This is a genomic window from Actinomadura soli (genome assembly GCF_005889715.1).
Lineage (GTDB): Bacteria > Actinomycetota > Actinomycetes > Streptosporangiales > Streptosporangiaceae > Spirillospora > Spirillospora soli.
The window spans coordinates 1-2,649 of record NZ_VCKW01000494.1 but is presented as its reverse complement, the minus strand read 5'-3'; the positions used below and the strand labels follow the sequence as shown (position 1 = coordinate 2,649).

Here is a 2,649-nt window from a genome sequence, read left to right as displayed (position 1 = left end):
GGGCGGGCCCGGCCCCGCTCCCGGCCCCGCGCCCCCGGTGCTGAGGGCGTGACACCTAAGCGTCAACGACCTGCGCGTGGACCATCGGCATGCACCCCCATCCGTTCTACGTGCAGCCGCCCGTTGCGATCCCTCGTAGGGGCGATGAGGACCACGCCGTCTGGCCGCCGTGTCGTCCTCGTACGGCCGTTGCGAACCCTTGTAGGGGCGATGAGGACCAGAGAGGACTGATCAAGGAGCCGTATTTGCGAGTTGCGAACCCTTGTAGGGGCGATGAGGAGGCTGCGGCCTCCCCGAGGCGACCACGCTCACTCACGGTTGCGAACCCTCGTAGGGGCGATGAGGACCCACACCCCAGGTCAACCCCGAGACGTTGATCGGCCAGTTGCGAACCCTCGTAGGGGCGATGAGGACCAAAGAGAGGGTATCTGTCAGCGACCGCCTTCACCACGTTGCGAACCCTCGTAGGGGCGATGAGGACCTGGGAGACGGCAACGTTGTGCCCTTCCGTCTCCGTTCGTTGCGAACCCTCGTAGGGGCGATGAGGACCCAATGGTAAAGCCGCTGGCCGGATGCCACGTGGGCGACCGTACATGGAGTGTGGTTGCAGCAAACCTCCGGTTGTGCACGAGACCCCGGCGTGTCGCTGAAACGATCAAGAGCCGACCTTGACGGCGGGCACGTCTGTAGCGTCTCAGACAGGCCCGGTCGCTCGCACTCTCTTGGGTTGGGTTCCTCTGCCACAGGGGGCCGGGGACGGCGGGACCGGCTCGGAGAGGCCGCACGCCCGCCGTCCCCGGCTGGCTCCGGCGACCGCGGAGCGGGCGCCCTTGAAAACCAGTAAAGAAACTCTGAGCCCGTTGTGATCGCGCGTGTGGGTTCGCCCGTGGCGGGGCGGATCACAGGTGCAGGGCGGTGTACTCGGTGTCGGGTTCGTGGTCGGTGGCGCTGGCGGCCTCGAAGCGGTCTCCGGGCGCGTGCAGTTGAGTGAATTCCAGCGGGCGGCCGTCGGCTGCGAGCATGATCCGGCGTACCACCAGGAGCGGGGTTCCGGTGGGTTCCATGCCAAGGTCGCTGATCTCGTCTCCGCTGGGCATCTGTGCGAGAACGGTGGTGGTCCAGCGCAGCGGCCCGCGTGTGTCGGCCAGGTGGGCGTAGTAGTCGGCGGGCTCTATCCCGGCGACGAGATCGGCCGGGATATTCGACTCGATGTAGACGCGGGTCCGGACTTTGGCGTGTTGCCAGAAGGCATACCGGTAGATGACCGAGTGTCCACGCCGGATGCCGAGGGTCTCGGCTTCTGCGATGCCGCACGGGTTGGGGATGGGCACGCGGTGGCCGAGTCCGGAGTGCTCGCGTTCGGCGTCGCTGGGGACGTCAACGGGTTCCCAGCCTGCGGCGATCACATCGAATTCCGGGCTGAGCAGGTCGGGGTGAGGGTCGTGGCCGATGGCGATCAAGCGCCGGTCAGGGCGGGGACGGACGAAGGTGCCGCGTCCGTGGGCGGCGCTGAGTAGTCCTTCGGCGGCCAGTTGCGCGATGGCTTTGCGGACGGTGGGGCGTGAGGTGGCGTAATGGCTGGCCAACTGGGCCTCGCCGGGCAGGGCCTGGCCGGGCTGGTAGTACCCGTCGAGGATCTCGGTGCGCATGTGGTCGGTCACCATCCTCCAGCGTGGCGAAACCTTTTCCCTGCTCACGTCGTCGGTCACGCCGTCCTCCTCGGAAAATCGCTTGTCAGTCGAACTTAGTAGGTACAAGTCGTAGCACGTCTTGTGTAACATGTCGAGCATGGGTGAAGATGTAGCACGTGTGGGCCTACGTCTAGGCAGACGTGTAGGAGGCGAGGCGGCATGACACACGACCACGAGACGAAAGAAGAAAGTGAGGGTGGACCGGACAGTGACAGGTCGGGGGTGGAGGTCCCGGCATGGATGCGGGCGGTGGCCGAGGTTGCGTCGGCTCCGTAGTATGCGCGGTGGGCGCGGCAGGTGGCGGCGACCGGCGGGTGTGCGGCCCCGGTGCGGCTGGTCGGCGAGTCGCAGGTGATCGACGCGGGTACGGGCGAGGTGCTGCACGTGTACCGCACTCAGGACGAGCCGACCGGTCATCTGCTGGTGGCGTGCGGGAACCGGCGCGGCTCGGTGTGCCCGGCCTGCTCGCGTACCTATCAGCGGGACGTGTTCCAGCTCATCCGCTCCGGGCTGGCGGGCGGTAAGGGCGTTCCCGAAGCGGTCCGTGAACATCCTCGGGTGTTCGCCACGCTCACTGCTCCATCCTTCGGGACGGTGCATACCCAGCGGAAACGGAACGGCAAGCCGCTGGTGTGTCGCCCTCGCCGGGACGGCGGGGTGTGCGCGCACGGACGTCCGGAACGCTGCGGTGCTCGGCACGACACCGATGACCCGCGCGTCGGGCAGCCGATCTGCCCGGACTGCTACGACTACGTCGGGGCGGTGCTGTGGCAGGCGCACGCCGGGCAGCTCTGGCACCGGTTCACGCTGGAGCTGCGGCGGCAGCTCGCACGCCGGGCGGGCATGTCGCGACGCCGGTTCGATGCCCAGGTGCGGGTCTCCTTCGCCAAGGTGGCCGAGTATCAACGGCGCGGGCTGGTGCACTTCCATGCGGTGATTCGCGGGGACGGGCCGGGCG

The 2,649-nt window shown here is 67.8% G+C and carries 2 protein-coding genes and 1 CRISPR repeat array; of the genes, one reads left to right on the top strand and one right to left on the bottom strand.

All coding sequences use genetic code 11. The features are described 5' to 3' along the window. Positions 1–122: 122 nt before the first annotated feature. Positions 123–550: direct repeats of the CRISPR family, unit length 31 nt; unit sequence GTTGCGAACCCTCGTAGGGGCGATGAGGACC. A gap of 349 nt (positions 551–899) precedes the next feature. Then, positions 900–1,709, bottom strand: coding sequence for a GntR family transcriptional regulator (locus ETD83_RS41105; RefSeq protein ID WP_171064736.1), 810 nt, complete (start codon positions 1,707–1,709; stop codon positions 900–902). 309 nt (positions 1,710–2,018) lie between these two features. On the opposite strand from ETD83_RS41105, the gene ETD83_RS41100 reads away from it, so the two are divergent. Beyond that, positions 2,019–2,649 (top strand): replication initiator (locus ETD83_RS41100; protein ID WP_329603077.1); only part of this gene is annotated, 631 nt, incomplete at its 3' end.